Source organism: Chitinophaga oryziterrae, from assembly GCF_009758125.1.
Classification (GTDB): Bacteria; Bacteroidota; Bacteroidia; order Chitinophagales; family Chitinophagaceae; genus Chitinophaga; species Chitinophaga oryziterrae.
Map to the genome: position 1 here is coordinate 800,480 of NZ_WRXO01000002.1, position 24,222 is coordinate 824,701.

A 24,222-nucleotide genomic window follows, 5' to 3' on the forward strand; every position below is an offset into this window, starting at 1 on the left:
TTAAAAGTATGCTCCATTGATCAATACTTTTAAAAAGCATCTTTAAGGTTACTACAGGGTTTCTCTGTATAGAATAAAACTCCGGAGTTCTCTGTTAAAAATTTAACAGAGAACTCTAACGGAGTCGATTGTAGGTAGGACATAGGTGGCATTAAACAGCGTACTCTAACCGGGCAATTGGTAGTGTGGATACATGCCCACCAGATAATCAATTGGTATTACTTTAATAACCACATTAGTTTGTTGATTTCATCATATCCTTCATACTGCCGGTTAAGCGCCTCTACCAAATGTTCCCTGTTATAATTCGTCTCAGATGCAGGATACAACCAACGCATCGGAATACCGCTTTTATTGTTAACATTAAGACTGCTCTCCGGATTTACAGGAAACAGCGGGTAGTTATTGCGGCGGTATTCAAAATAGCTGGTTTCTGCATCCTGCATAAAATTTAGTAAATAGCGCTGCATCCATATCTGCTGCAACTGCTCCTGCATGCTGGTTTTGAAAGCAGCTTCACCTGTAAAATACCCGTTAACGTAAGACTGATCAATGGTCATGCCATGCGCATACGAAGATGTGACACTCATAAAAGCAGCCAGGGCATCACTTACACCTTGTTCGTAATAGCTTTGTGCTGTACTGGTTGTTATCCAGCCACGTACACGGGCTTCTGCCAGAATCAATTGCTGTTCTGCATAGGTAAGTAAACGCCTTGGCTCCGTCGCTACTTCTTCCAGATAACGTTTGTTAATGACAGAATACTCATTTCTGCTATGACCAGCGTTCATGGTATCGTACGCTACTGATACATCAAGACCAACATATGCAGACGGATCATTTGCGGTTTTGCCGGCACCTGTCTGTTTCAGGGAAGGTTCGGAAATATAATACATACGCCGGTCATTGAATTTCTTCAGATTGTCTATAGTCAGGGAACTGAGTAGTGTTCTGCTGGTAAACATATCATTGGTACTGGACAATGGATGTTTATTTTGTACGGAATATTGCAGCCCCCAGTAGCCGGTACCGCTTTCCAGCAAATATCCTTTATTAACAATAGCAACAAACCTGTTTTTGATATCCAGCGCATTATCGTCCACTTTATTGCTAAGGCTCATAAGCACTTTCAATGCAAATGCATTCGTCGCACGACGCCATTTGGCCGGATCTCCGTTATATGGGGTAGGATCACCTGTGAAGGTTTGTCCATTTGCAAAATATCCATCAGCGGCATTCAATTCATCCAGTACAGCTTTGAATACATCTTCCTGCTTATCATATTGTGGTCTGTAAGATCCTGCGGCAGCCTTATCAGCATCACTATAGGGTATATCTCCCATTTCCATGCTCAGTTTATAAAATGTAAACGCACGGGCAAAACTGGCTAAACCTTTATAAGAGTTTTCCATTGTGCTGCCAGCTGCATATTCCAGCATTTTATCAATATTGGGAAGAATAGTCATCAACCCAAAGCTGCCATTCCCAAGATTGTTGTACTGGGCATCCAGTTGTCCTTCATTGGCATATCCTACATATTTAGGCAGGGCATTTTCCGAAATAAATGACTTACTGTCGCTTCCTCCAAATTTGGCTATTTGCAGTACTACATTCGTACATATCAGAGATGCACTTACCTGTGTGGTGGTATTGGGATTGACATTAATATCATCAAACTTGCTGCAGCCCGTAAGCAATGTCAGTATAAATAATGCAGCAATGCCTAATGAGTTCGTTTTATTTTTCATGACCTTTTTTTTAAAATAATTCTAATGAATGACGCTTCCTGTTTTTTACACTTTTAGAAATCAACTTTCAAGTTCATTCCCACATAACGCAAAGAAGGATCGCTGAAGTTATCTACGCCACCATCCGGATCAGAATATTTGAATTTTTTGGACCAGAGGAATATATTTTGTCCTGTAGCTGATATGGAAATTTTCCTGGCATTGATTCTGTTGCATATAGCAGCAGGCAGGTTATAGGTTAATGCTACTTCTCTGATTTTAAAAAAAGTGGTGCTGTATACATCTACCGGAGATGCAGAACCACCCCAGGCTGTACCTTTATGCTGATTGTTCAGATAGGTATTGTAAGAAACCGGTGCATCATTCGCTGTATAAATACGGTTATCGGATAAAATGTTACCATAGGTATCATACGTTGCCGCACCCGAAACTACTTTTACACCTTTACCAACATAACTGGCGGTACCTTGTGCATACTCTTTATATCGCTCTGGTATAATGGATTTAGGATGTGAGCCTGCACGCCACATGTACATTTCGGTAGTTGTTTGCGCCAAACCACCTACACGGCCGTCTGCGGAAATATAGAACTGCCAGTTTTTATAACGCAGAGTTGCGTTAGCTCCCCATATCCAATCAGGATCGGAAAACCCAAACCGGGAAGCATAAGCAGAGTATAAAGGCAGGCCATTGCTGTGAATAATATTCCCAGCATGGTCCTTCTGATAATCGTTCAATACATAAGCATCTGCACGTTCTCCTACTTTTACCCAGGGCTTGTCTTCAGAAAACTGTTTATCCAGCTTGGTGTAATAACGCGCGTAAGTAGACCAGTTCAATCCGAGATCCAGTTTCAGATCCTTTTTGGCAATCGCCGTTACATTACCAGCTATCTCGTAACCGCGGCGGGTAATTTCTTCACCAATATTTACATAATTGCTGGTATAACCTGAAGCAGGACTGATACCTGTAGAACGCAGGAAGTTGTACATACGTTTGCTATAGTAAGTAGCATCCAGTGATACCCTGTTGTTAAACAGACTAACAGCAGTACCTGCTTCAAATGTAGCAGCTGATTCCGGGTTTACATCTGCTCCGCGTATGCTACCAGGTAAAGCGGCAGCACTAAGATTGCCCCATGCATTATTGGTAATGGTATAAACGGAATTGATGTCATATACTCCTGCTGGTGTTTTGGAGCTGGTCCATGAGCTACGTACTTTCCAGAAGGAGAGCCAGTCTATTTTAGGCATCACTTCGGTAGGCAGGAAGCTGGCTGAGAACGACGGATATATGTAAGAGCGTGTAGTCGTAGGCAGTGTAGAACTCCAGTCATTACGAAGGGTAGCTTCTACAAAAGCCATTCCTTTCCAGGAAGCACCGAACCGGCCAAACAGACTGTTCACCTGCTGACGGTTTAAGGATGAATTCACCACCGCATTATTTACAGACCCTTTCAGCGAATAAAACCCGGGAATGGAAAGACCGCCTTTTGTAAAGGCTTCCATACCTTCATCCCTGCGATAAAAAATTGTTCCACCCACAAAACCATCCAGATGAAAACTACCTATCTGACCGTTCGCATTCAGCAAAAGGTCGTTGTTGAGACTATATCCTCTCCCTAATCCCTGGTTGAATGAGCCATTGCCAGACTCTCCCCATATCTGTGTGCCATTTAATATTACTGTGGCAACACCGGCGCTTACCAGCGATCCCTTAGAAACACGTACTTCCTGAGCATTACTGTATGTATCAAACCCCGAACGGAAAATACCCTTTAACCAGGGGGTAAATTCGTAGTTCAGTGCCAGAGATCCGTTGAAGATGTCTTTATTGAGGCTATGGGTGCGTTCATACCGGTCGAAATAAGGGTTATTATTGGTCCCCGTATAACTATTGTTCTGGCTCTCATTTTTAACCAGCCAGTAGTTTTTATAATCCCTTACATCCCAATCCGGTGCTGACCATACCAGCATAGTATACATAGGGTCGTATGCGGTATAACCATTGAACCCTATATTAGGCGAGAATTGCTTATTATAAGACATGGTAGACGTCAGTTCAAACCCTTTGATTTTGATGTTACCGCCCATGCTGTAGGTAACTTTATCAAACATAGAGTTCGGATACTGGCCCTTGTTTTTTATCCAGGATGCGGAGGCCCGGAAACTACCCAGTTCCCCCTGTTGTATTACACTGATGTTGTTATTGAGAATATAACCCTGATCCAGGAAGTTCTTGAAGTTGTTTTTTCCTCGTGCTATGAATGGCATAGACTTCATGGTTTTGGAAGCAGGATCCCATTGAATGACATCCTGTCCTTCCAGAGGAGCTCCCCATGAACTGCTGCTGGACCTGTTATAGGTATTGTTGGCGGAATTAATCGAACGCCCATAGGTAGATTGCATTTCCGGAATGGCCAGAAAACCAGCTGTGAACATGGTACCGCTGTTAACAGAAACACTGAGGCCTTTACGACGACTGCTTTTTTTGGTGGTAACCATAATGGCTCCGCTGGCGCCGCGATAACCATACAAGGCTGCTGCTGTAGCTCCTTTTAATACGTTGATGCTTTCAACATCGTCCGGTGAAATATCACGCAGCGTCATATTGCCATAAGGAACACCGTCAACAACCAGCAGGGGACTCTCTCCCCGTATCTGCACATCGGGAGCTTCTGCAAATTCAGTACTATTCTTTACCATTAATCCGGCAATTTTACCTGTAAGTGATGTACCAAGGTCTACCCCTTTAACAGTTTGCAGTTTTTCACCGGTAATCGACTGGGTAGCATACCCCAGTGCTTTTTCTTCTCTTTTCATACCAAAAGCGGTAACCACAATAGCTTGTAATGCGCTGGACGAATCAGCCATTATAATATTGTAGTTGATCTGCCCTGGTCTTATAATTACGGTTTGTGTTCTTTTTCCTACATAAGAAAAGCGGAGTATAGCGCCATTGATAGTTGTAATAGCATAGTTACCTGCCTGGTCAGTGTTCGTTCCCCGGCCAGTTCCCTCAATCACTACACTTACATTATTGATAGGAGCATCGGATTCATTTTTTACCTGTCCACTTATTTTCACTTGCTGAGCAGTTACCCTTCCCATCAGTGCGGTCATAAAAAATAGCGTTCCTAACGAACACGTTCGTTTTATAACCGTTTGGAAATTCTTTGTTTTTGCATTCATGATTTGATATTTAATTTAAAATATTAATAGTCCAGAATTAGTTTGTAAGCCTTAATCAAGGCGCAGAGGGAGGATGCAAAGATATCCCCGGCCTCAGGCCAGGAGAAATTCTACGCCCCTACAATAACCCTACAGAAATAATTTATCTATTGATAATCAATCATTTAATGCATAACAAATTGATAACACAGCCTATGTACTGCTTTTTGAATCTTTTACGCAGTTTTGTCGGGTTGTTCAAATGATGAGTGTTCCATTCTTTCTTTACAGATATCTGCTTACCTTTTTATTCTTATTTCCCGTATGGGCTGTCGGTCAAAACACAATTGGTTTGGCCGAGATAAAGAACTATACACGTGAAATAACTCACGGAAAGGCACAGACCTGGAATATTCAGGAGGACCGGTTTGGTAATCTTTATTTTGCCAATAATGCAGGTTTGATGTGTTTTAATGGTCATGAGTGGAAGAAATATTCATTACCTAATAAAACCTTCTTACGTTCCCTGGCAATAGCCCGCGATGACAGAATTTATGTAGGTGGGCAGGATGCGCTGGGTTATTTTTTCCCTGATGAGAATGGGCTTCTGGTATACCATTCCCTTGCAGCGTTAATTTCACCTGCAGATAGGGCCTTCGCGGACGTATGGAATATTGTTACCTATGACAACGCCGTCTTTTTCAGGTCTTTACATAAAATCTTCAGATACGATCCCCTAAAGGGAAAAATGGCGGTATATAATATAGGAGAAGGCTCACGGTGGATTTATATGGCTGTTTATGACCAGCATTTGTATGCACAGGACGAAACTACCCTGAAGCTGTTTCAATACACACATGGACAGTGGAAACCTGCTATGATACAACCAGGGCATTCCATCATGGCTATGTATCATTATAATAGTGACACTATATTAATTGCATCCTGGAAAGATGGACTGTTTTTGATGAACAGGCAAAAGCAGATCCCACTTGTTATAGATGCCGCTATCTTAAAAGATCAGCTTTATTGTATTGGTAGGATAAACGCTCAGACTTACGCGCTGGGAACTGTTTCCAATGGCATCTATTTCATTGACAGAAAAGGTCGTACCATTCGTCATTTATCTATGCATGAGGGAATGCAGGATAATAATATCAGAACCCTTTTTACAGATCATGAGTCCAATCTCTGGTCAGGACTGGACGAAGGCATTGACATGATCTATTCATCATCTGCTATACAGAAGATAAAATCTGATAAGCTGCCGTCAACATCTGCTTATACCATTCGTATCCTGAATAATTCTTTATATATAGGTTCTGCGGAAGGTTTACATTATACGCAACTGAGTCTGCCTGCATCAGAAGATATTTCTCTTTCACGCGGAACATTTTCTTTAGTACCTCATTCGGAAGGACAAACATGGGATATCGATACAATCAATGGAATGGTGCTGATGGGGCATCATGACGGGGCTTGGAGCATACAGCAGCATGGTGCCAGCTTTATCAATGATAATCAAAAAGGAGTATGGCAATTCAGACGGTTACCCAAACCTGGTTACCTGGTTGCAGGAACTTATGAAGGACTGCAATTGTTTCAACAAAAAAAAGGAAAACTGGAATCCGTTCCGCTTTCTCACAATTCCCTCAATGAGCCTTTACGCTTTATAGAAATAGATGATGAGAATAATATTGTCTGGGCTTCACATCCTTACCGGGGTATTTACCAGATAAAGCTTTCGCCTCAATTTGATTCCGTAATATCTATCAGGCTGTTTACAAATGCAGAGGGCTTACCTGGTACGCTGGGCAATTATGTTTTTAAAATAAACAACCACATCGTGTTTGCAACCAGTAAAGGTATTTACGAATTTGATAAGGCTGGTCAGACTTTTAAAGCGTCTGTAAAATACGCTCCCGTATTCGGGAAAATGCCTGTCCAGTACATGGTATCAGATGCTACCGGGAAGATATGGTTTGCTACAGGGGATAAGTTAGGGGTGGCAGAAAAAAATACCATCAGATATTTTCCTGAACTACAGGGACAGTTGGTGGGAGGTTTTGAGAAAATCTATCCTTATAATGATAACAACATACTTATTGCTGCTTACAGAGGCATTATTCATCTCAATTATAATAAATATAAGGAACCAGATAGCAATCTGTCTGCCCGGCTCACCAAAGTAATCACCCATTATAAAAGAGATTCACTACTTTTTAGTGATTATTTTGTGTATAAAGGCCAGCTTTCGGAAAAACAGTATCCTGCTAATGTACATAGTCTGGCCGCCGGTTTCAGTGCTTTTCATTTTGAATTTGCTTCTAACCAGCTGAGGGAAGCTGCTAAAGTTTTGTATAGCTACCGTCTGTCAGGACTTGATGAGGACTGGTCTGCCTGGTCAACACAAAACTTTAAGGACTATATCAATCTCTCTTACGGTAACTATCGTTTTGAAGTAAGGGTGAAAGACAACCGGGACAATATATCGTCTCCGGTTGTCTATTCATTTGAAATATTGCCTTTATGGTACCAGACCAGATGGGCCTTGCTGATTTATAGCATATTGTTTATTACACTCATACTTTTTTTAAACAGGTTGCATCATAACAGACTCCGTATACAAAAAGAAAAGTTTGAAAAAGAAGAAGCCCAGTTAAAATACCTGCATGAGCTGGAGATCAAAAGCAATGAACAGGAAATCATTCATCTGAAAAATGAACGGCTGGAAACAGAAGTTATCTATAAAAATAAAGAACTTGCTGCTACTACTATGCATCTCTATAAAAGAGGCCGCTTGCTGGGTAAAATCAAAGATGAACTTTCCGTTGCTACACAAAAACTGTCAGATAAAGAAAGCCGCACTGAGTTTAAAAAAGTGCTTAAGCTGATTAGTGAAGAAGAAAAACGTGAAAATGACTGGGAACAGTTTGCCATTCATTTTGACCAGGTACATAACCAGTTTCTCAGCAAAATGAAAATAGCTTATCCGGATCTTTCCTCAACCGACCTAAAAACCTGTGCTTATCTGAAAATGGGACTTTCTTCTAAAGAAATGGCACAGTTTCTCAACATCAGTTTAAAAGGAGTTGAAATTGCGCGCTACCGGCTGCGAAAAAAACTGGGCTTATCTCCCGGTGTACATCTTACTGACTTTATTAATCAGGAGGCTACTAAATAGCACGAAGGATATATTTTCTCCTCACAGGTTTAAATGTGTGATAACCGCACAAGAATCCTCTACAAACCACTTCAACATATCCCTGTTCTTTTCCTCGAGCATAAAAAACCTGCAAACCATTTATTTGCAAGTTTTTTTATACCCTTAATTGCTTTTTGCAAAATCCGGATATCTGTTCAATAGAAAGGTTTTCAGCGCTACTAATTTATTGGTATTAATTAAGTCAACGCCACAACTTAATAACTCTTTCCAAACGATTGCATTTTCAGGGGAAGCCCACAGCCGCACTATTTTACCATTTTGATGGGCTATTTGTACATATCTGCAAAGAGTTTGTTTTTCTTCTTTTGATAATGGTTCTTCACCATTCCGGCTCAGGATCCGGCCATACCGGCAACTGGCAATAGGGAACAAATTTGCCGGGTTCTTTTCTTTTGCCATCTGTATTAAGTCTTCATCGATAAAAACATATCGGCAATCCAGGCTTTTTATAGTTCGAACAGGCTTGTTTCCAGTTACAACAATAGTAACAGCACGTTTGTGCAACGTGCCATTTTCATAATAGGATAACAGGGATTCGTAACGGTGTAAGAGGAGAGCTAATGCCTGGTAGGTTTTTTCAGGTTCGCTTTTTATATCTATCATTAAAGTAATTGGTGGAGAAGCTATCCCCATACTATCATTATTAAAGTGATTAGATAGAGGATTAAGATATAATTTATCGAGTGTCCTGGAAGGCTGTAATACAGGCAGCATATGTGCTACCACCAGTTGTCCTTTTCTGAGGTATACATCTGCCTCTACATAAGTAAATCCATTGTCGAGCGCATCAAACAACGGTCGTTTATGCCAATAATCATTATGAGCGTAAGCATTTGGGAGAAATGTTATGTTTTGCGACAGTGATGTATGCGGGAAAAATAGCAGTATCCAAATCGACAATAGACAGAATGGACTCCTGTTCGTTTTGAAGGCAGTCATTGTAGGTTGTAGGTTTATTTACAGCAAACATAACCTTCGAATTGATATATATAATTTATAGCCCATGAAATAATAGTTATGAAAATCTTAACTTAATGTTAGCACCTTCAGGAGCAATACATTGATCACTCTTCTACCCTTACAAATGTAAATGGTGATCTTACCGGTAATTCGGAGATGGATACTTATGTTGGCAGAACCGGTTTTAGTGCAACTCAGGTTTCTTAAGAAGTCTTTCTTTCAATGAGGAGATCGGGGATAATGTGACTAATTTTAACAGTGGTAGGTTAATTGCAGATTTTTGAAACATGATGCCTGCAAAATTATCAAAAAAAGAGATCACTGCATGTGGTCTCTTTTTTGTTTAAGTCTTACTGGTAAAGGTTTAATGACTAACTCTGACCCTCTCTTTTCCGCTCCGCCATCCGCCGCCTTACATCATGCCACCCGCTGGTTGGTAATTGCTCGTTACGCTGTTCCGGTAAAGAATTGATAAATTCTTTTACAAGGCCATCGCAACGGATTTCGCTGACATTTCAAGTCCTTTCTTCAGATCTTCTGCATTCATAACAGGAGAAAATTCAACTTTGGCATTCAAGCTGAAAAAAAACGGTTCTGCAATAGAAGGGATCTCGGACGGGTCATGAAGATCAAAAACCATTATACAGGCTCTGCACCCATCAATGGTCGTAAAATAGGAGGCTTCAGGATGGACCCTTTCCATAGTGGAATTCATAATCTCGCTGAGGGTACCATCTTTGATTGCTTTGTTTGACGCAATTACATCCATCGTCACTCTTAACATTGTACGCATGTTCTTGTGGTTTTGATTTTTAAATAAATGTTATATAGAAATTAACCAAGCCTTTATGTTATAAATTTGGCCGTAATGATATTGTGCAGCAAAATTTGTCCCCCCTTGTCATTGATAACAAGTAGCTATTATTCCCCCAATGACTTTAAAGCTTCTGTCAACCGGATTGCATAAGAAGCCTTATTAGTATACAAGTTGGTAAATCCTTTTGTTTTTAAAAGAAAGTGAATTTTTGTGTTCTGATATTAAATTCCCGGAGATTAAGACTTTTAGCCTGTATGTCCACCTAATTCTTACTATGGGTTACCACCCTGATGATAATATATATGCTGTTGATCCCGCTTGGAAATAGCCGCATAAATCGTAAGGAAAAGTGAAGTCAATCTAAACCAATAATTCCTTCGGGAAATTATGCGTGCGTAAACTATATTGGAAAAGGTATTCCGGTGGGATGAAATATAATATTACGGAAGAAGATTATTAAAATTATATTTGTTTAGCTATGCTTTTTGATAATACCTCTATCGGCGGACTTATCCGAAGTGTAGCATACTCTATCGTTAATCCCCTCTAAAAGATCCCATATGATTCTTATAATACTAGGCTTATTTTTATTGATTGCTGCAGGAGCTATTACCAGAAGCGATGAAAGATTAAAACGCTTCAGGGGCCCGATTCGTGGAATAGGGATGCTGATCCTGCTGATAGGTATAATGGTGTCCGGTATCCAGCAGATTGATGCGGGAGAAGTCGGCGTTAAAAAATTATTCGGAAAGGTACAGAAGGAGGTGCTGGGAAGTGGGCTGCACTTTATCAATCCTTTACTTCAGATAGAAAAACTCGATGTCAAAACCCGGAATTATACCATGAGCGGAGTACATAATGAAGGAGCAAAATCCGGGGATGATGCAATTAAAGTATTGACGGCCGACGGGTTGGAAGTAACGATCGACCTTTCTGTTTTATACCGGGTGATCATCAACGATGCGCCCATGTTATTACAGGAAACGGGTGCTGATTATGAGGATAAGATTGTTCGCCCGATCACCAGAACAAGAATACGCGATAATGCCGTATACTATGATGCGGTGGCATTGTATTCCACCAAGCGCGATGAATTCCAGCAACGAATATTTAAAAGCATAGAAGCAGATTTTAAGAAACGCGGACTTTTGCTGGAGAATCTACTGGTGCGGAATATTACACTACCACAATCCGTGCGGGCCACCATTGAACAAAAGATTAATGCAGAACAGGACGCACAGAAAATGCAGTTTGTTTTACAGAAAGAAAGACAGGAAGCGGAAAGAAAACGGGTGGAAGCACAAGGTATCGCAGACTATCAGCGCATCATCAGCGAAAGCTTAACAGACAGACAACTGCAATATGAAAGCATCAAGGCTCAGTTGGAAATAGCGAAATCCGCCAATACAAAAGTAATCATCATGGGAAAAGGTAGTTCGCCGGTAATACTGGACAGTAAAACACAATAGGGCCTTTTTTTCTTTAAACTTGCTTATTAAAGCAGGTCAAAAATATTCCCCTTAAAGAAGTGTAAACCTATATCACGACGAGACATGTTGAGGGAGTGTTCGGGGAGTCTCTGAGAGTAGAACATACTTTGACCATACTTTGAACATAGGTTGAACATACTTGGGTCGGGTCCAAAGCATCAAAGTATGTTCAACCTATATTCAAAGTATGGTCAATTCAATAACTCTCCCCGATGGTAAATGAGTCATTCCAACAAAAGGTAGCGACTCACTTTGATTACATAATCTTCGCTCCAGATGTAGTTGATCGATAAATACACCTCATCTGACGTGAATATTAGGTGAAGTTAAATTGAAAAACAAATCCTGAGCCCATATTCCAAAGCTAAATCAGAGAACTAAACAGTCAGATGCAGTGTATTTATGATCAACTACATCTGGTAATCTACGATGTCCTCACATTTAAACTGAGCCCCTGTACATTGCTCAAACCGGATTATTTTTATAGATTTATCACCGAAATGCAATACCACTCCATTTTACGACCGTATGGATCAGGACAGCTTTGAACAACTTTACCGGAAATACTATCAGTCACTTTGCTTCTTCGCGAGAAAGTTGCTGAAGGATACGGATATAGCCAAAGAGCTGGTACAGGACGTCTTTCTGAAAAGCTGGCAAAAAAAGGAGTCATTGGAGAACAATCCCGACAGAGTACGGGCTTTCCTGTACCAGTCCGTAAAAAATGCATCTCTCAACTACCTGCGCGGTACTACACGCCGTACTTCCCTGGAAACGCAATGGGCCGGCACACAGGAGGAAATGGCCCCGGATATAAGCAATGCAATAATAGAAGCAGAAGTCTATCGCGATATACTGCACGCCATGGGCCGGCTACCGGATGAATGCCGGAAAGTAATAGAACTGAGTATGAGCAGCAGCAGAACCTCCGAAGAAATCGCGGAGCTGCTGGGTATAAGCGCCAGTACCGTACGTAATCAGAAGCGGCGGGGGCTGCAATTGATGCGTCAATTCCTTAATTTTCAAACCTTCCTCGTTTTTCTTTCTATGTTTAAACAACACCCTTAAAAAAATAATTTGCCTTTGTTTAGACAAAAGCAAAACGACGGTGTATTATTTATAAGAGCGAGGCTGAAAAAGCTGTTAATGATGAACGACGAACACCTTCCTTTTCATATTGGAAACCTTATCAGCAAGGAGCTGGCCGGTGAAATCACCGAAGCTGAACGAGCAGAACTGCAGTCCTGGATCACTGCGCGTACAGCCAATGCGGAATTGTTCGACAGGGTTAAAACCGTACTTGAAGAGCCGGAAAATCATCCTTTCGGGGAGTTTGATCCGGAAGAAGGATGGCAGGACCTTATGAAAAAGAGGAGGAAACCACTCAGGACCATCATAGTACGAATAGCCGTAGCAGCATCGCTGCTGGGGGCCGTAGTATGGCTGGCAACACGTCAGAACGGGAGCAAACTGCCACAACAGGTCATTGCAGACAAGAAAAAAGGGATCGTTCTGACGGGCCCGCAGGGACAAGAGGTCGTAATCAATAACAACGCAGACACCACATTCAGGATCAGCAACGGTAATGCGAACGTTCTACCAGGTATGCTCAGCTTTGGAGATAACACTAAAGATGCCCCTATAGAACAATTTACCCTGCATGTCCCTGTGGAAAAACGCTATCAGTTACGCCTTCCGGATGGCTCGCAGCTCTGGCTCAATGCCGGTTCTACAGTGCGTTTCCCTAACCGCTTCGCAGCAAATGAACGACGGATATCCATTCAGGGGGAGGCCTACCTTGAAGTAGCACAGGAATCCGCTCATCCTTTTGTAGTAGAGACGGCAGGTATGAACGTAACTGTTTTGGGTACCGCATTTAACATTCGTGCCTATGGGGATGTTAGTACCAAAAAGGTAACACTGGTGTCCGGAAGTGTAAAAGTCTCTACAGATGAAAAACAGGTAATACTTAAACCAGGACAGGAAGCTGGTAGTACATTGCTGGTGGCCACCGCAGATATGGAAGCAACGCTTGCCTGGAAAGACGGCCTGTTCATTTTCAGGAGTGAAAGTCTGTCCGCTATTATGGAAGACATCGCTCACTGGTATGGTGTGAAAGTTCTTTATCAGGGCCAACTGCCGGCCGATAACAGGCTCAGCGTAAAAACAGAAAGGAATATCCCTTTGAATCAACTGTTATCTATGCTATCAGCCACAGGCAGCGCAAGTTTTAAAGTAGAAGGAGATAACGTAATAGTTCTGCCCTATAATGGGCAATAGTTTAATTAATCAACCAATTATCGCTTAATGATGAAAAATGTTTCAGGCTCCGGTATAAGGAGCAGGGGGAGGTCATGTCTATTATTTGTATTGTTTACATTAATGCATCTTCCCGCCAGTGCAAGGCAGGGAGGAATTACGCTTGATCTGCGTAACACCGCTATTACAAAAGTCTTTTCAGCAATCGAAAAACAATCCGGCTACGGATTTATTTACAATGAAGGAGCGGTTCGTGCTATTACTGTTGATATACAGGTAAAAAACGCACCACTCACGACGGTGATGGAAACCGTATTAAACAACCAGCCATTCAGCTATTATATTTCGGGGAAAAATATTGTAATAACACCTCGCCCTAACAACAATAACACACCGCAGGCAGACAGTCTAATAGATATCAGCGGTATGGTAATGTCTGCGGATGGCGGAACCCTGGCCGGCGCTTCTATCAAAGTGAAAAACAGCACGCTGGCTACGTATACCAACTCAAAAGGTAGTTTCATATTATCGGGGGTGTCACACAACGCTGTGATGATAATATCTTTTCTGGGTTTTGCAGAACAACAGCATAAGGTGGCTGCTAAAATGGTCATCCTGTTACAGCCGGTAACATCAGAGTTAAAAGGCGTAACTATCAATAAAGGATATTATACTGAGCAGCGCCAGTTATCCACTGGTGCAGTATCCTCTATCTCTTCTAAAGAGATAGAGAAACAACCGGTAGGGAATGTAATGCAGGCGCTTGAAGGCCGTATTCCGGGGATGGTAGTTAGCCAGACTTCCGGTGTTCCCGGTGCGCGTCTGAACATCCAGGTTCGCGGTCGTACTAACTTCGATAAGGATATTACTTCTGATCAGGCACTTGTCATTGTGGACGGTGTGCCTATGGCGGGGGCTAATGATCGTATGAATAATATCAGCGGCCCATTCGGTGTGGTAACCGGAGAAGGACTTAGCGCATTGGCAGGAATAAATACTGCCGATATCGAAAGCATAGACGTGTTAAAAGATGCGGATGCTACTGCTATCTATGGTTCCCGTGGCGCAAACGGTGTGGTGCTGATTACAACAAAAAAAGGAAAGGCAGGGCAGATGAAGATAGATGCTAACGTGTACGCTGGTGTAAGCCGCGTTACCCGTATGGCAACCATGCTGAATACTGAACAATACCTGGCCATGAGGAAGGAGGCATTTGCAAACGACAACATCACTAAAACAAACGCGAATGCTGCTGACTTACTGCTATTTGATCAAACCCGTTACACCGATTTTGGTAAGATGTTCGCGGGTGATGCTGCTGCTGCAACAGATGCACAGGTAAATGTTTCGGGGGGCAATATGGCCACACAATACCGGATGGGTGCAGGATATCATAAAGAAGGTACTGTATGGCCCGGAGATTTTTCCAGCGACCGCCTCTCCCTCAACTTTAATACCTATACAACATCTGCCAACAAGAAATTTTCAGCTGGTTTATCTGGTATGTATTCCATGAGTAAGAGTAATCTCTTGGCGGTAGATTTAGCCAGCGCTATTCTTCTTCCTCCAAATTTTCAAATTTACGATACGGCAGGAAATCTTGCCTGGAACGAAGGAGGCTACAATAATGGACGTGATAATCCAATGTCACAACTGAAACAAAAATACCTTGCCAACATGAACAATCTCAACGTGAACCTCCTGTTGAATTATAATGTTCTGAATGGTTTGGTCCTCCGTAGCAGCATTGGATATAACTATACGGCTACAGACGATAAACGTATGACACCGATGTCTGCGCAAAACCCTTCAAAGTCTAACCTGGCAGGTGCTGCTGTTTTTGGTTCCGGCAATTTCAAAACCTGGATCATAGAACCACAGGCAGAATATACCAGACCAATATGGAAAGGTAAATTGACAGCCTTGGCTGGCGCTACTTTCAACAAAACAGAGAAGAACAGGTTAACGGTTACGGGTAATGGTTATTCAAATGATGATCTTATTGGCTCTCTGACCGGAGCTGCGACCTTTAGCGGGACCAATGACTTTGAGCAATATAACTATCAGGCCTTTTTCGGACGTCTTAACTATAACGTAGCTAATAAATATATCGTCAACTTTACCGGTCGGCGTGATGGCTCCAGCCGTTTTGGCCCTGAATACAGGTTCTCAAACTTTGGTGCAATAGGTGCTGCATGGTTATTCAGTAATGAAAAATGGGCCGCAAATATACCTTCCCTTAGTTATGGTAAACTACGTGGCAGCTATGGTGTGACAGGCAATGACCAGATAGGGGAATATATGTATCTCGACACCTGGGGAGCAGGTACATCATACGGAGATTCTACCACCCTGCTGCCTACTAAACTTTTTAATCCGGACCTGCACTGGGAGAAAAGTAAGAAAAAAGAAATCGCGCTGGAACTGGGTTTCTTCAAAGACAGGCTGATGCTTACTACCTCATTTTATTATAACCTGTCTTCCGAGCCACTCGTAAGTTATCCTTTAGCTCGTTCTACCGGCTTTTCCTCTATTTTTTCCAATCTCGCAGGTGTGGAAGTGGTGAACAAAGGATGGGAGATTACGCTGACATCACGCAACCTGGACGGCAAATTCAAATGGACAACAGATTTTAATATTACTATTCCAAAGAATTACCTGAAGAAATATCCCAACCTGGCAACCTCCAGTTACGCTACCAAATATTCTATTGGCCGTTCTCTGAACCAGGTAATGGCCATGCAATTCCTTGGTGTAGATCCAACTACCGGTCTGTATGCTGCTAAAGACCGGAATAATGACGGCGTCGGAGGAACACCCGACTTTGTTCCTGGAAGGAACACCGATCCCCGTTATTATGGGGGAATCAATAATACCTTCAGCTACAAAGGATTTGATCTCAGCTTCTTTTTCCAGTTTACCAAGCAACTGGGGACCAGCTGGAAGGGAAATAACGTCTATAATCCACCGGGTATGGCTTATAACGTACCGGTACTGGCATTGGACAGATGGCAGAAGCCGGGAGATGTAACTGATGTGCAGAAATTTACAACCTCAGCGGGTCAGATTAACGGTTTACAAGGTTTCTATGCTTTCCGCTTCTCGGATGGTATACTTACAGACGCATCGTTCCTGCGTTTGAAAAACGTGAATCTCTCCTACAGTCTGCCAGCTTCATGGCTTAATGCAGTGCATGTCCGTTCCTCCCGCCTGTATATGTCGGCACAGAACCTGTTCGTAATTACACCATATAAAGGGGGAGATCCCGAGATCCAGAACTATACAAGAATGGCGCCGCTGCGCACAATCACTGGTGGTTTACAAATTTCACTCTAATTACTCAACTATGTTTAAGAATCGATATAAAAAAACATTACTGATCATATGCCTTCTGGCAAGTGGTTGTACGAAATTTGTAGCCGTAGACGAACCGATTGATACCATTACCGCGGAAGCAGCTTTCGCTACCGAGACTAAAGCAGCTTCTGTAGTACGCGGATTGTATAACAATATGGTGAAGACCTCCAACTACGCTTTTGGTGGTGCGGTGTCGGCTGGTCTGGGCGCCAGTGCAGATGAACTGATAGTATCTTCTACTACGGCTGCCTATGCCGACCTTTACAACAATAACATCAATAGCTCCAACACAGCGATTACGAATTATTACTGGGGCGCTTTTTATAACCTGATTTATGTGGCTAACCAGGTGATTGAAAACGTGCCAAAATCAGCCGGTATCTCAGCAGGAGCCAAAATACAATTCCTGGCGGAAGCACGTTTTATAAGGGCAGTGAATTACTTCTACCTTATAAACCTGTATGGAGATGTGCCTTTGATCCTAGGGACTGATTATATAACCAATAATAAGATACCCCGTACTCCTATGGTACAGGTGTACAAACAGATTGAGGAAGACCTTCAATATGCACGTACCAACCTGGGCGAAAGTTATATGGGCACACAGCGCATCCGTGCCAACAGGTTTGTTGCTTCTGCTTTTCTTGCAAGAGTATATCTCTATCAAAAGAACTGGACGGATGCTGAGTTGATGGCTACAGAAGTTATTGAAGCCCAAGCGGACGGTACACCGTTGTATCGCCTGGAAACCACATTGAACAATGTTTTCCTGCTTACCAGTAAAGAGGTGGTACTGCAACTGATGAATCCCGGAACAGCTGTACCTACATGGGATGGATCTGCTTTTGTTCCCGGAACAGCGACTTCAGTTCCCAATTATCCGATCACTCCCGCGTTGTACAGCGCTTTCTCCGCTGATGATCTCCGTCTTAGTAACTGGATCAAGAGCGTGAATATCACTACAGCAGGTGTTACAAAAACGTACAGTTATCCATATAAATATAAAGTGATCAGCGGTACTGCTACTGTTAAAACAGAAGCGCTGGTTTTCCTGCGCCTTGCTGAGATATATCTCATCCGTGCGGAAGCAAGGGCCGAAAATAATGATCTGGGCAACGCTATCAGCGATCTTGATGCTATCAGAAGTCGGGCCGGGTTGTTAACACCTACAGATCCGGCAATTACACAATCAGACCTCCTGGACGCTATTGCCCGGGAGAGAAGGCTGGAGATGTTTTCAGAACTCGGCCATCGCTGGCTGGACCTGAAACGTACAGACAAGGCCAACATCATACTAAAAGACAAACCTAACTGGACTACCAGCGACCAGCTATACCCAATTCCATTTGCTGACATACTGGCGAACCCGTCGATTAAACAGAATGATGGATACGACTTATAAAACCTGATTATTATGAAACGATATTTATTATTAGCTGGAAATATGCTTGCTATAGCGCTGCACTCCAATGCCCAGGACAGCATGGCCTTTACCATTCATGGAAAAATGAATCCTTCCCGAAACAACGCAGACGTCATGATCGTAACAGGGAGTTACAGAAAACCAGTCAACACAACGGTGAAAGATGGAGAGTTCTCTGTTTCCGGATCATTAAAAGAACCCGGATTTGCAATGATCCGGGTGGGTGATGGAATACCTGCAGATTATATCCAGGTATATATTGCCGGTGGAAAAACAATAGAGCTTATTGCCGGCGATTCCATCAAGTACGCAAAAGTTAAAGGCAATGAAAAAGCCGTAGAATACCATGACCTATATGCTAAACTGATCCCTGTGCAGAGCGAAGAGACCAGTCTGAGAAACCGCTGGATGCCTATTCCTGAGGCTTCCCGCAGGGATGAAGAAGCACGTAAAATTACTGCAAGACGCAGAGAACTGTTGCAGAAACAAAAGGACCTGACGTATGCCTTCATCGATAAGCATCCAAAGTCCACGCTCTCCTTTTACCTGTTGAAGATGACTGCGGGTACGTTCATCAATTACAGCGAAGTGATGCCGCATTTCCAGAAACTTGATCTGACACTGAGAACATCTGCTGAGGGAATAGATTTCGAAAAGAAGATCAATGGGTCAAGAAATATGCAGGTTGGTACTCCGGTGAAGAATTTCGAATCCACCACGCCGGAAGGAACAAAACTGTCTCTCCGGGAAGTAATGGATAAAGGTACCTATACCCTGGTCGACTTCTGGGCCAGCTGGTGTACGCCTTGCCGCGCAGAAAACCCTACAGTTGTAAAGGCATACGGGCAATTTCATCCAAAAGGACTGAACATTATAAGTGTATCGCTGGATGATAATGCAGATAAATGGAAAGCAGCGATTCGGAAAGACGGGATGCCATGGTATCATGTGTCTTCACTGGTTGCCGGATTTAAAGATCCTATAGCGCAGATGTATGGTATCAATGCTATTCCTCAGAATGCATTGGTGAACTCCAAAGGTGTGATCGTAGCTGTGAACTTACGTGGAGATGCACTGCTGGATAAACTGGAACAACTATTTGCCCAATAACCATAACCTATCCAATACCAACCATCGCTAGTAGGCTGGAATGGATGCCTACTTAAACAAAAGCCTCCTGGTTTAAACCAGGGGGCTTTTTGTTTAAGATTGATTCATCAGTTCATACACCGGCAGCCTGTCTAAAGATACTATCTGCTCTATAGTCGCCGGTCCTTTTATAATTTCACCCTTATCACTTCAACCGGTTGTCCTGTTTTTCAAGGCAAGAGTCAGGCATTTTCCTGAATTTTTTTAAGATAAAATTTGAAATCTGCCGCTTATAATATCCTGCTTTCAATACCGCTCATCTTTTTATAAATTTAGTTTAAACCATCTGTAGCCATATGCGCAAACTATCTTTCCTTGTCCCTGCCCTGTTAGGTGCTGTTGTTACATCATATGCCCAGGAACAGCCTGTCATTGATTTTGAAAAGTATAATCCTCCCTCTTCGCTGGTAGTGCCGGAACATAAACTGACAAGGGCAAAGTTTCCTTTCATTGATGTACATAACCATCAGGATGGCCTGGCATCCGGTAACCTGAAGGATTTGTTGCAGGATATGGATGCACTGAATATGAAAGTAATGGTGAACCTTAGCGGGGGCAATGGCCGTCGCCTGAAGGCTCAGGTAGACAATATAAAGAGTAAGGCGCCTGCACGGTTTATCATATTCGCAAATATTGATTTTAATGGAATAGGAGAGGATGGCTGGACGGAAAAAGCTGTGCTGCAGTTAAAGGAAGATGTGAAGAATGGTGCCAATGGTCTGAAAGTGTTTAAGAATTTAGGACTTAGTGTAAATGATAATACCGGCAAACGGGTAGCCATTGATGATCCGCGACTGGATGCTATCTGGGACCAGTGTGGCAGAATGAAGATCCCGGTGCTTATTCATGCTGCTGACCCCAGACAGTTCTGGCAATCTGCAGATTATAATAACGAACGCTGGTTAGAGTTGATTACCCATCCCGGTCGTAAACGCAGTAATACGAATCCGGCACCCTGGGAACAGATCATTGAAGAAGAACATCGTATGTTCAGGAAACATCCCAACACGACATTTATTAATGCCCACTTTGGCTGGTACGCAAATAATCTGTCGCAATTATCTCAGCTGATGGACCAGATACCTAACATGTATGTGGAATTTGGAGCAGTGATAGCAGAGCTGGGAAGACAACCTAAAATGGCGCGACAATTCTTTGAGAAGTATCAGGACAGAATCTTGTTCGGTAAAGATTCCTGGCAACCGGATGAATACACGACTTATTTCCGCGTGCTGGAAACAGCAGACGAATACTTCCCCTATCATAAGAAATACCACGCTTTCTGGCGAATGTACGGCATGGAATTACCCGATGAAATATTGAAAAAAGTGTACTACAAAAATGCTTTGAGAATTATTCCGGGGATCGATAAAAGTCAGTTTGAATAGGATTGACTGGCTGATCGATTTTAACCTTACCAATCTATAAACTTACTCAGCAGGGAACAGACACCGAAGAGGGAAAATCGAAAACCATTCTTTTTTTTCCAGTGCCTTGTTCCCTTTTGAGTAAATAAAACAGGCTGTTAAAAAAGTAAACCAGTATCAAAAGTACAGGTACCCTTTTTATAGGTATTCATAGGTATAGGTACATTTTATAAATGCAGGTCTTGAAAACCTACCTCTCAGCATTTCTTCATCGGTAAAAAAAACAGGACCTTTTGCTGGCGTATTCACTATGATAAATGGCATCTTCTCTTTTTCATGACAATATTTCATCTGTCTCTCCAAAATATTTGCAGCAAGGTGCTATTGTGTAGTAATGAGATTTAAAAGTAGAAAGAATTAACGATACACCAACAACAGTGGAAGACTGTGTTCAAAGCCGTTTTTCGTATTTACATATCAGGTCTGGGATTCGTAAGGCAAGTGCAGAAAGGCTTTAAGGGAATTCTCTTCAATAGATAAAATTGTTGATCAAGGCGTTTTTTTTGACATATATCAAAAACTTTTAATTCTGTTAGAGGCGTTTATTTGCCATGTAAAGGTTATTTTAATCTTTTCCGTGTGGAAGTTTTGGCCCGTACCCTGCTTAATGTTTCAATGGTTATACCCAAAAAAGAGGCTACATGGGTAAGCTGTACCCGGTTGGCAAGATGGGAATATGATTCCAGGAAAAGTGCGTATTTTTTTTTCGCGTCGTGCAGCCGGGTAATATATGCCCTGATATCGGCGGATGTATAATGAAACTCTGTTATTTTTCGGCCGATAATATTAAACGAAGGATACTTCTGGTACATTTTATTCAAATCGGAAAAATCAATAGCCAGCAGTTCACAATCTTCAGCAGCCTGAATATTTTCTATAGTGGCTATCTGCAATAAAAAGCTGCGGATGGCCGCTGCCATTTCATTTTCTACAGCAAACCATGTGGTGATCTCTTTATTGTTTTCCTTAATAAAACCCCTTAGCAACCCTTTTTTGATAAAATAAAGGGAGTGGCATATTTCCCCATCCTGCAACAAATACCTGCCCTTTGGAACATTACGGAAATAAACCTTTTTTAACAAATGCTGCTTAACACCCTGGCCCACAGGATGAAATGTGTCTAACATCTGGAGTAATGGGATTAACTCCTCTTTGGCAGGCCGTGGTTTCATATTCATTAAATCTAAAATAAGACTTTTGGGGCATGTTTCTTACAGGCTGTCAAAAGTAACTAATATCCCCCCGATACGTTTGGGGCAACACATAAAAGGCTCCGTTAGCCCCGTCTTTGTAGTAACAACCTGGAAAGCAATAAAACAAGAGATTGCACAATGCATTATCCCTGCCGTGTGATGGGGTTTTCTTCCATAATTTTCTGATAAGCCTCCATACCGTGCGCATGTGAATGCCTTGTGCTGATTTTATAAATAGTGCAAATCAAATATTCTCCCAATTGGCCAGACTTAACAACATAACGCAAAATAAAGATTTTGCGGGCTGAAGCATAGTTGTTAAATTTAATTGTATATTTTACAATTAATAATCACTGATCGCAGTGCTGTATTGAAATTTTTTCTCGTTTGATAACCCGCAGATTGGTTGATGCAGGCATAAAATATCACCCATGTAACATCCTGATATTTATAATTAAATAATCCACGTATGAAAACAACAATTCCACTTCTTAGCATTGCAATGCTCTTTTTTGCCTGTAAAAAAGACATACATGAAAGTCTTGAAAAAGACTCCTCTTCAAATGCAATAGCATTAGCCGCAGCGCTGACATCTGTAGATTTCAAAGGTGTTAACTGGGCAGACAGCCGGGACAATTTTGCTGATGATAAGCTTGTCTTGTCCGGCACTACGGCTACCGACAGCTACGCTACTATTCAAACTAAAGCAGACAACATATTAACCGGGTTTCAGGCTGCCGGTGTAAATACAGTACGCTTGCCTGTCAATCCTGCAACCGTGTTGGATACCTGGTGGCAATCCTACAAAGGGAGCATTAACAAAGCATCTTCTAAAAATATGAAAGTATTATTAGGGTACTGGGAAGGCGCTTCTTCCAGAGATGGCCTGATTGATAACAGTACTACTTTCTGGCAGATGTGGGATACAATAGTCGCTAATTACAGATCAAATGCGTTAATCTATTTCGAAGTATTTAATGAACCTCATGGTTATAATTCTACCGATTTAAAAAATTTGTATAATCAGTTTGTGACCAGATATCCTGGTGTACCCAAAAACAGATTTGTGCTGGATGGCGTGGGATATTCTTCGGATGTAAATACAATAGGGGCTGATAGCCGCTTTGATAGCTGTATGCTTTCGTTTCATGATTATACCTGGTTTGAAACAAGTAAAACAACAACGGCCGATTGGGAACGGCCGGTAAAATCCCTTACCTACCCTGCAAGAACAATTGTGACAGAATTCGGTACTGTTATGACAGACGGTACGAACTATTCCGGTGCACCAGGCTCCAATGTAAATAATACTTACCTGCAAGGCATGACCAATTCTTTACATGATCTGGGCGTAGGAAGTATTTATTGGCCAGGGTTGAGGACAGGAGATACTTATAGTATGTTTACACTGAGTGGCACAACGCTTTCGACAAATAATGCGTCCGGACTAACCAGGTTAAAATATGCATGGGGTACAGGCACCGTAACCACTCCTTATGCATCATTTACTACAGGAAGCTATTATAAAGTTTTAAATAGGAATAGTGGGAAATCATTAGAGGTAAATGGACAGTCAACAGCAAATGGCGCCAGCATTGATCAATGGGATTACTGGGCAGGAGCTAATCAGCAATGGACGTTTAATGCATTAGGAAGTAACTATACGGCCGTTATCAACAGAAATAGTAGTAAGGGGTTGGATGTTAACGGACAGTCTACCACTGCGGGAGCTGCAGTAATACAATGGGATTATTCCGGGGGGACCAATCAGCAATGGCAGATAATAGACATAGGCTTTGGATATTACAAGATATTGAATAGAAACAGTGGTTTTTCATTGGATGTAAATGGACAGTCAACCGCTAACGGCGGTAGTGTTATTCAGTGGAACTGGAATAGCGGTGCTAACCAGCAGTGGCAGATAACTGCATTGTAGGGTAACTGATTAATGCCTTGAAGCCATTCGAACGGTTTCAAGGTATTAAAATACCCGGTATTCCGTA

The 24,222-nt window shown here is 42.2% G+C and carries 14 protein-coding genes; 9 read left to right on the forward strand and 5 right to left on the reverse strand.

Going from position 1 to position 24,222, the window contains the following annotated elements; all coding sequences use genetic code 11:
• Positions 1-218: 218 nt before the first annotated feature.
• Complete coding sequence (locus tag GO495_RS10950; protein ID WP_157299712.1) at positions 219-1,748, reverse strand: SusD/RagB family nutrient-binding outer membrane lipoprotein; 1,530 nt, start codon at positions 1,746-1,748, stop codon at positions 219-221.
• 53 nt (positions 1,749-1,801) lie between these two features.
• Positions 1,802-4,870, reverse strand: coding sequence for a SusC/RagA family TonB-linked outer membrane protein (locus GO495_RS10955; RefSeq protein WP_205691239.1), 3,069 nt, complete (start codon positions 4,868-4,870; stop codon positions 1,802-1,804).
• A 400-nt stretch (positions 4,871-5,270) separates the two neighbouring features.
• On the opposite strand from GO495_RS10955, the gene GO495_RS10960 reads away from it, so the two are divergent.
• Positions 5,271-8,102 (forward strand): ligand-binding sensor domain-containing protein, encoded by a 2,832-nt coding sequence (locus GO495_RS10960; protein WP_157299714.1) that lies wholly within the window; start codon positions 5,271-5,273, stop codon positions 8,100-8,102.
• A gap of 144 nt (positions 8,103-8,246) precedes the next feature.
• Here GO495_RS10960 and GO495_RS10965 read toward each other — a convergent pair whose 3' ends face one another.
• Positions 8,247-8,939, reverse strand: coding sequence for a PI-PLC domain-containing protein (locus GO495_RS10965; RefSeq protein WP_205691240.1), 693 nt, complete (start codon positions 8,937-8,939; stop codon positions 8,247-8,249).
• Positions 8,940-9,585: 646 nt separating this feature from the next.
• Complete coding sequence (locus GO495_RS10970) at positions 9,586-9,897, reverse strand: hypothetical protein (protein WP_205691241.1); 312 nt, start codon at positions 9,895-9,897, stop codon at positions 9,586-9,588.
• 584 nt (positions 9,898-10,481) lie between these two features.
• On the opposite strand from GO495_RS10970, the gene GO495_RS10975 reads away from it, so the two are divergent.
• From GO495_RS10975 to GO495_RS11005, 7 genes are all read left to right on the forward strand, one after another.
• Entirely contained in the window at positions 10,482-11,390 is a 909-nt protein-coding gene (locus tag GO495_RS10975) for a prohibitin family protein (protein ID WP_157299716.1), read from the forward strand.
• 549 nt (positions 11,391-11,939) lie between these two features.
• Positions 11,940-12,479, forward strand: a complete 540-nt coding sequence (locus tag GO495_RS10980) for an RNA polymerase sigma-70 factor (protein WP_157299717.1) — start codon at positions 11,940-11,942, stop codon at positions 12,477-12,479.
• 15 nt (positions 12,480-12,494) lie between these two features.
• Positions 12,495-13,691, forward strand: coding sequence for a FecR family protein (locus tag GO495_RS10985; RefSeq protein ID WP_157299718.1), 1,197 nt, complete (start codon positions 12,495-12,497; stop codon positions 13,689-13,691).
• Positions 13,692-13,718: 27 nt separating this feature from the next.
• A complete protein-coding gene (locus tag GO495_RS10990; RefSeq protein ID WP_157299719.1) occupies positions 13,719-17,006 on the forward strand; it encodes a SusC/RagA family TonB-linked outer membrane protein in 3,288 nt (1,095 codons plus the stop codon).
• A 10-nt stretch (positions 17,007-17,016) separates the two neighbouring features.
• Positions 17,017-18,429 (forward strand): RagB/SusD family nutrient uptake outer membrane protein, encoded by a 1,413-nt coding sequence (locus GO495_RS10995; RefSeq protein ID WP_157299720.1) that lies wholly within the window; start codon positions 17,017-17,019, stop codon positions 18,427-18,429.
• A 12-nt stretch (positions 18,430-18,441) separates the two neighbouring features.
• On the forward strand, positions 18,442-19,560 hold the full coding sequence (locus GO495_RS11000; protein WP_157299721.1) for a TlpA disulfide reductase family protein: 1,119 nt from the start codon (positions 18,442-18,444) through the stop codon (positions 19,558-19,560).
• 335 nt (positions 19,561-19,895) lie between these two features.
• A complete protein-coding gene (locus GO495_RS11005) occupies positions 19,896-20,987 on the forward strand; it encodes an amidohydrolase family protein (protein ID WP_157299722.1) in 1,092 nt (363 codons plus the stop codon).
• Between the two features lie 599 nt (positions 20,988-21,586).
• On the opposite strand, the gene GO495_RS11010 is transcribed toward GO495_RS11005, so the two are convergent.
• On the reverse strand, positions 21,587-22,198 hold the full coding sequence (locus tag GO495_RS11010) for a Crp/Fnr family transcriptional regulator (protein ID WP_170302659.1): 612 nt from the start codon (positions 22,196-22,198) through the stop codon (positions 21,587-21,589).
• A 490-nt stretch (positions 22,199-22,688) separates the two neighbouring features.
• Here GO495_RS11010 and GO495_RS11015 point away from each other — a divergent pair, with 490 nt between their 5' ends.
• Positions 22,689-24,155 carry an RICIN domain-containing protein gene (locus GO495_RS11015; protein ID WP_157299724.1) on the forward strand — a complete coding sequence of 489 codons (1,467 nt, stop codon included), beginning with the start codon at positions 22,689-22,691 and terminating at the stop codon, positions 24,153-24,155.
• The last annotated feature ends 67 nt before the right edge of the window (positions 24,156-24,222 follow it).

Bases quoted from the DNA above. Each gene is read 5' to 3' on its own strand.
- GO495_RS10950 (WP_157299712.1), bottom strand. From the start codon at position 1,748: ATGAAAAATAAAACGAACTCATTAGGCATTGCTGCATTATTTATACTG.
- GO495_RS10955 (WP_205691239.1), bottom strand. From the start codon at position 4,870: ATGACCGCACTGATGGGAAGGGTAACTGCTCAGCAAGTGAAAATAAGT.
- GO495_RS10970 (WP_205691241.1), bottom strand. From the start codon at position 9,897: ATGCGTACAATGTTAAGAGTGACGATGGATGTAATTGCGTCAAACAAA.
- GO495_RS10975 (WP_157299716.1), top strand. From the start codon at position 10,482: ATGATTCTTATAATACTAGGCTTATTTTTATTGATTGCTGCAGGAGCT.
- GO495_RS10980 (WP_157299717.1), top strand. From the start codon at position 11,940: ATGGATCAGGACAGCTTTGAACAACTTTACCGGAAATACTATCAGTCA.
- GO495_RS10990 (WP_157299719.1), top strand. From the start codon at position 13,719: ATGATGAAAAATGTTTCAGGCTCCGGTATAAGGAGCAGGGGGAGGTCA.
- GO495_RS10995 (WP_157299720.1), top strand. From the start codon at position 17,017: ATGTTTAAGAATCGATATAAAAAAACATTACTGATCATATGCCTTCTG.
- GO495_RS11000 (WP_157299721.1), top strand. From the start codon at position 18,442: ATGAAACGATATTTATTATTAGCTGGAAATATGCTTGCTATAGCGCTG.
- GO495_RS11005 (WP_157299722.1), top strand. From the start codon at position 19,896: ATGCGCAAACTATCTTTCCTTGTCCCTGCCCTGTTAGGTGCTGTTGTT.
- GO495_RS11010 (WP_170302659.1), bottom strand. From the start codon at position 22,198: ATGAAACCACGGCCTGCCAAAGAGGAGTTAATCCCATTACTCCAGATG.
- GO495_RS11015 (WP_157299724.1), top strand. From the start codon at position 22,689: ATGAAAACAACAATTCCACTTCTTAGCATTGCAATGCTCTTTTTTGCC.